The sequence below is a fragment of the Allobranchiibius sp. GilTou38 genome (assembly GCF_017565325.1).
GTDB lineage: Bacteria > Actinomycetota > Actinomycetes > Actinomycetales > Dermatophilaceae > Allobranchiibius > Allobranchiibius huperziae.
In genome coordinates this window covers 328948-335226 of sequence record NZ_JAGEKN010000004.1, presented here as the reverse complement: position 1 = coordinate 335226, position 6279 = coordinate 328948, and the positions used below count along the sequence as shown (strand labels likewise).

The following is a 6279-nucleotide window of genomic DNA, read 5'->3' as shown; positions in this document are numbered from 1 at the left end:
TGATGCGCGAGATCATGAAGGGCCTTGCCAAGTAGAGCGACTCACGCACTGTGAGGATGCAGTCGGCCGGTCACCCCGCGGGGTGACCGGCCGTCGTGCATCTGGGCTTGCGTCGTTCGGGGCCGAGCGGGCCGGAAGGAGGGCGGGCGCGGGGGATCAGCGGCCGGCGAGCGTGATCCGCACGCTGGTCGCCGACCCGGCCGACCTGCTCGCGCCGATCCACTTCGCGCCGTCACGGCCACGATGCCGTTTCCACTCACGATCACCGACGGTGACGCTGGTGATGCCCTCGGCGTCGGCGTGGGTCACCGCCCACGCGGCGACAGCCCAGGCGCGGTCGGTGCTGCGGGCGCGGAAGGTGACGTCCGAGGTACCCGCATTCGCCTGCAGACCCGTCTGATTCGCGATCTTCGACACCACCGCCGCGGGGGTGGAGGAGGTCTTGGCCGGGTCGAGACGGCAGGTCACCTTCTCCGGTGCGCCACCGTCGAGGGAGGCGGTCAGCACCTGACCGGCCGATACGTGGTCCGCGTACGCCGTGGGAACCCCCGAGCGCTGTACCTCCTGCGCCGCGACCTCGACGGCCTGCGCCTGCCAGCCGTCGATGCTGGTCAGCCGGTTGTAGAAGGCGGTGCTGGACTGCACCGGATCGAGGATCTCGGCCTGGGTGCCCCAACCCTGGCTGGGCCGCTGCTGGAAGAGCCCGAGGGAGTCCCGGTCGCCGTAGGTGAGGTTGCGCAGTTTGGACTCGGTGATCGAGGTCGCGACGGCGACCTGCGCGGCGCGTGGCTCCAGGCCCAGCTTCATCGTGCCGACGTCGACGATGGTCGCGGCGTTCGCGGCCTGTTCGGGGGAGTATTCGAAGCTGCCGTTCGCGGTGAACTGGCAGGTGGGTGAGCCGAAGTTGTCCAGCAGATGCTGGTAGCCGTAGTACGCGCCACCGGCCACCGCCGCCACGAGCACGATCGGCACCAGGCAGCCGGCGGTCCACCCGCAGCCGCGCCGTCGGCGGGGTGCGTCGTGGAAGTCGAACTGCGCCACGGGATCGTGGGGATCCACGTCGTGGTCCCAACCGTGCGCGTCATCGGGCTCACGTGAGGCGTCGAGGTGATCGTCGTACAACCCGTCGAACTCGCGGTCGTGGGCGTGCGGATCCTTCTTCTTGCGGAATGGCATGTGGGGGACGGTGGCTCTTTCAGTTCTGGTGCAGTACGTCGTTGAGGGCGATGCCGTGACCCTGGCGACCCCGGCATCGGACGACGCCGGTGGTGGAGTCGCGCAGGAAGAGCATCGAGGATCGCCCGGACAGATCGCGGGCCTTGACGACCGAGTCGTCGTCGAGAGTGACCTTGGTGCCCGCGGTGACGTAGAGGCCCGCTTCGACCACGCAGTCGTCGCCGAGGGAGATACCGACCCCGGCCTGTGCTCCGATGAGACAGCGCTCGCCGATGGACACCCGTTCCTTGCCGCCGCCGGACAGGGTGCCCATGATCGAGGCGCCCCCACCGATGTCACTGCCGTCGCCGACCACCACGCCCTGCACGATGCGACCCTCCACCATCGAGGTGCCGAGCGTGCCGGCGTTGAAGTTGCAGAAACCCTCGTGCATGACCGTCGTGCCCGGCGCCAGGTGCGCACCCAGCCGGACCCGGTCGGCGTCGGCGATCCGGACGCCCGACGGCACGACGTAGTCGGTCATCCGAGGAAACTTGTCGACGCCGTAGACATGCACCGGCCCGTCGATCTTCAACCGCATCCGGGTCTCCTCGAACCCCTCGACGGGGCAGGGACCCGCGCTGGTCCAGACCACGTTGGACAGCACCCCGAAGAGCCCGTCCAGGTTGATCGAGTTCGGCCGCGCGAGCCGGTGGGACAGCAGGTGCAGGCGCAGGTACGCGTCGGGCACGTCGGCGGGCGGCGCGTCCAGGTCGACCTGGGTGGAGACCGTCGCGGTCTTGACCCTGCGCGCGATGTCGTCGCCTGCCAGCGCGGCGAGGCGGGCCGGCGTGGAGTACGGGTCGTCCGCGGGCGCGTCACCGAGCTGGGGGGTGGGGTACCAGGTGTCGAGGACGGTGCCGTCGTACGTCGTGGTCGTGAGGCCATGACCCCAGGCGCTGCGCGTCATGGCCCCAGGGTAGGTGAGCGACCTGTCGTATCAGCCCGTCCCCGACGCGGGGCCGGTGCGTGTCGGCGTACGGTCGCATAGAAAAGCGAACCGACGGCGAGGAGCGACAGTCATGAAGTACACCCGACTGGGTACGACGGGCCTGCAGGTTTCCAGGATCGCGCTGGGCTGCATGAGCTACGGCGAGCCGCAACGTGGAGCGCACCCCTGGAGCCTGGACGAGGAGGCCAGCCGGCCGTTCTTCCGGCAGGCGATCGAGGCGGGGGTCACCTTCTTCGACACCGCGAACGTCTACTCCGCCGGGTCCAGCGAGGAGATCACCGGACGCGCACTGAAGGACTTCGCCCGCCGCGAGGAGGTCGTCATCGCGACCAAGCTCAACGGCCGGATGGGCCCGGGACCGAACGGCGCGGGCCTCTCCCGCGGTGCGGTGCTGACGCAGATCGACGAGAGCCTGCGGCGCCTCGGCACCGACTACGTCGACCTCTACCAGATCCACCGCTGGGATCCCGAGACGCCGATCGAGGAGACGGTCGAGGCGCTGCACGACGTCGTGCGGTCGGGGAAGGCGCGCTACGTCGGCGCCTCCTCGATGTGGGCGTGGCAGTTCGCCAAGGCGCTGCACGTCGCCGATGCGAACGGCTGGACCCGTTTCGTGACCATGCAGGACCACTACAACCTCCTCCAGCGCGAGGAGGAGCGGGAGATGTTCCCGCTGCTCGCCGACGAGGGCGTCGGGTCGATCCCCTGGAGCCCGCTGGCCCGCGGCAAGCTCACCCGCGACTGGGACGCCACCAGCACGCGCAGTGAGACCGACGAGTTCGGCAAGTCGCTCTACCGCGACGAGGACCGCACGATCGTCGACGAGGTGGCCAAGGTCGCGGACGAGCGCGGGGTCACCCGCGCGCAGGTCGCGCTCGCGTGGGTGCTGCGCAACCCCGTGGTGAGCTCGCCGATCGTGGGAGCCACCAAGGCCGCCCACCTCGACGACGCGATCGCGGCGGTCGACCTGGAGCTCACCGACGTCGAGTGCGATCGTCTCGAGGCGTCGTACACGGTGCGGGAGCCCGCCGGCTTCAGCTGATCTGCGACCCTGGCGCACGTGTCCGTCCGTCAGGTGCTGCGCACCCACCCGGTGCTCACCGCATGCGTCGGGTACGTCGTGCTGCGCGCGATCTCGGCGCTGGTCATCATCTGGGTCGGCCAGCACGCCTACCACCACCCGTCGCGCGACTACTTCGGTGTCGCCACCCAGTGGGACGGCCAGTGGTACCGCCGGATCGTCGAGCACGGCTACCCGGCCACGCTGCCGCACCGCCCGGACGGGTCGGTGGCCGAGAATGAGTACGCGTTCCTGCCGCTCTACCCCGGGCTGATCCGAGCCCTGATATGGGCGACCGGCGGATCGTTCGAGGTCGTCGCCACGACCCTCAGCCTGGTGCTGGGCGTCGCGGCGACAGGGATGCTGGTGGTCCTGCTGCGGCGGTTCGTCGGACCGGCGGCCGCTGCGGTCGCGGCCATCCTGTGGGCCGCGAGCCCGGCGTCGCCGACCCTGCAGATGGCCTACACCGAGTCGCTGGCCATGCTGCTGCTCGGCGCCTTGCTGTGGGCACTCACGCGTGAGAAATGGCTCATAGCAACGGTTCTGGCGCCTGTGGTGGGTCTGGCGCGGCCGCTCGGGCCGCCGTTGATCGTCGCCGCACTGGTCGCGGCGTGGCTGCGGTGGCGCGCCCGCGCGGACCGTCCACTCCTGCGCGGCGAGCGCATCCGGATCGTGGCGATGGTGGTGGTCACGGCGCTCGCAGGGTGGATCTGGGCGGCGTACGTCGGGTGGCGCACCGGCGTGCGCAACGGCTACGTCCTCACCGAGCTCGCCTGGCAGTTCACCGACAAGGCGCACCCGTTCGGCTCGCTGCTCAGCCAGCTGAACCGGGTCGTGCCCACCCCCGTCAGCGTCGCGATCGCCGTGGCGGTCGGTCTCGGCATCCTGGCGCTGGCGCTCGGACCCTGGGCGCAGCGTCTGGGCTGGGTGCTGCGCCTCTGGGTGGTCGCCTACCTCGGGTACATCGCGGCGGCCGCTCTGGTCAACGCCAGCGTCGTGCGCTACCTGCTGCCCGCCTTCCCCCTGGCGGTCGTCCTCATCGGCGCCGGCCGCGCCCGACCCAGCAGGCGCCAGGGAGCGCGAGCGATCGGATGGTGTCTGGCATTCGTGATCCTGCAGGTCGTCTGGGCCTGGGGGGTGTTGCGTGGGCCGGGCTTCGGCGGCGCACCGTGACCGATGGGACAGGATGAGGCCCATGCCGATCCACACGCTCGACCTGACCCGGGACGTGGTCACCCTCACCGCCGATCTGTGCGACATCGCTTCGGTCAGCACTCAGGAGCGTGCGATCGCCGATGCGGTCGAGGCCGCGCTGCTGTCGCTGCCGCACCTGGACGTCGTGCGCGACGGCAACGTGGTCGTCGCCCGCACAGAACTCGGCCGTGACGAGCGGGTGGTGCTGGCGGGTCACCTGGACACCGTCCCGCTGACCGATCCGCCCAACATCCCCGTACGACGCGTCGACGGGATGCTGGTGGGTCGCGGCACCACCGACATGAAGGGCGGCGTCGCGGTGCAGCTCGCGCTGGCGGCGCGGGTGCCCGATCCGTCGCGGGACGTCACCTTCATCTTCTACGACTGCGAGGAGATCGAGGAGGAGTTCAACGGCCTCAAGCGCATCGGCGAGCAGCAGCCCGACCTGCTCGACGCCGAGTTCGCCGTGCTGCTCGAACCGACCAACGGCGGCATCGAAGGCGGCTGCAAGGGCACCCTGCGGGTCGACGTCGTGACGAAGGGGACCTCGGCGCACTCCGCGCGACCGTGGAACGGGCACAACGCGATCCACGACGCGGGCGACGTGCTGGCGCGGCTCACGGCGTACGAGCCGGCGACCGTGCAGGTCGACGGCCTCGACTACCACGAGGCGCTCAACGCCGTGGGCATCAGCGGCGGCATCGCCGGCAACGTGATCCCCGACGTGTGCACCGTCAGCGTCAACTACCGCTTCGCCCCCGACAAGTCCGCGGAGGAGGCACTGGCCCACGTGCAGCAGGTGTTCAGCGGGTACGACGTGACGCTGGGTGACTGCGCGATCGGCGCCCGACCCGGTCTGGACCAGCCCGCTGCCCAGGCGTTCGTCGACGCGCTGGGGCTGCCCGTCGTGGCCAAGGAGGGCTGGACCGACGTGGCCCGGTTCGCGGCGCTGGACATCCCGGCGGTGAACTTCGGTCCCGGTGATCCGAACCTCGCGCACACCGACGACGAACGGTGTCCCGAGCAGCAGATCGAGGACGCGCTGGCGGCGCTGACCCGGTGGCTGGCGTGAGCGGGCGGCGTACGCACCGCAAGGGTGCGAGCACGATGCGGGGCAAGTACCTGCCCGCGACGACGACCGACCAGCGGCTGCTGGACAAGGACCAGGACACCGACTGGGTGCACACCGACCCATGGCGGGTCATGCGCATCCAGGCGGAGTTCGTCGAGGGCTTCGGCACCCTCGCCGAGCTGGGCCCGGCGATCAGCGTCTTCGGCTCGGCCCGGCTGAAACCCGGCTCGGACCTCTACGCCATGGGCGAGGAGGTCGCGCGGCTGCTCGTCGACGCCGGCTACGCGGTGATCACCGGCGGTGGACCCGGCGCGATGGAGGCGGCCAACAAGGGCGCGCACGAGGCGGGCGGCACCAGTGTCGGGCTCGGCATCGAGCTGCCCTTCGAGTCCGGCCTCAACGACTACGTCGACCTGGGCGTGAACTTCCGCTACTTCTTCGTGCGCAAGACGATGTTCGTGAAGTACGCGCAGGGGTACGTCGTGCTGCCCGGCGGTTTCGGCACGCTCGACGAGCTGTTCGAGGCCCTCACCCTGGCCCAGACCCAGAAGGTGACCAGCTTCCCGGTCGTCCTCATCGGGCGGTCGTTCTGGGAGCCGATGATCCAGTGGCTCGGCACAACCGTGCTGGAGCACGGGATGATCGCCGCCAGCGACGTCGCACGCCTGCAGGTCGTCGATACCGCGGCCGACGCGGTGCAGGCGATCGTGAAGGAGAACGCGGTCATTGCCGCGAGCCGCCCGGAGTAGCCGCGGCGTGGAGTCGGCGCCGGGTCTGCCGGATAGT

6 protein-coding genes are annotated in these 6279 nt (G+C 70.3%); 4 read left to right on the top strand and 2 right to left on the bottom strand.

Features of this window, described 5'->3' with window-relative positions:
- Positions 1 to 156: 156 nt before the first annotated feature.
- Positions 157 to 1176 carry a hypothetical protein gene (locus tag JOB34_RS03415; RefSeq protein ID WP_208051390.1) on the bottom strand — a complete coding sequence of 340 codons (1020 nt, stop codon included), beginning with the start codon at positions 1174 to 1176 and terminating at the stop codon, positions 157 to 159.
- A 19-nt stretch (positions 1177 to 1195) separates the two neighbouring features.
- Entirely contained in the window at positions 1196 to 2125 is a 930-nt protein-coding gene (dapD, locus tag JOB34_RS03410; RefSeq protein WP_179479288.1) for a 2,3,4,5-tetrahydropyridine-2,6-dicarboxylate N-succinyltransferase, read from the bottom strand.
- 112 nt (positions 2126 to 2237) lie between these two features.
- Between dapD and JOB34_RS03405 the strand changes: the two genes are divergently transcribed.
- From JOB34_RS03405 to JOB34_RS03390, 4 genes are read left to right on the top strand one after another with little or no spacing between them, the layout of a single operon-like run.
- The gene (locus JOB34_RS03405) at positions 2238 to 3209 is read left to right on the top strand and encodes an aldo/keto reductase (protein WP_208051389.1); all 972 of its coding nucleotides are present in this window, start codon (positions 2238 to 2240) and stop codon (positions 3207 to 3209) included.
- Positions 3210 to 3227: 18 nt separating this feature from the next.
- The gene (locus JOB34_RS03400; RefSeq protein WP_208051388.1) at positions 3228 to 4400 is read left to right on the top strand and encodes a hypothetical protein; all 1173 of its coding nucleotides are present in this window, start codon (positions 3228 to 3230) and stop codon (positions 4398 to 4400) included.
- Between the two features lie 22 nt (positions 4401 to 4422).
- Positions 4423 to 5493, top strand: a complete 1071-nt coding sequence (gene dapE, locus JOB34_RS03395; protein ID WP_208051387.1) for a succinyl-diaminopimelate desuccinylase — start codon at positions 4423 to 4425, stop codon at positions 5491 to 5493.
- A gap of 35 nt (positions 5494 to 5528) precedes the next feature.
- Positions 5529 to 6242, top strand: coding sequence for a TIGR00730 family Rossman fold protein (locus JOB34_RS03390; protein ID WP_208051412.1), 714 nt, complete (start codon positions 5529 to 5531; stop codon positions 6240 to 6242).
- Positions 6243 to 6279: the final 37 nt, after the last annotated feature.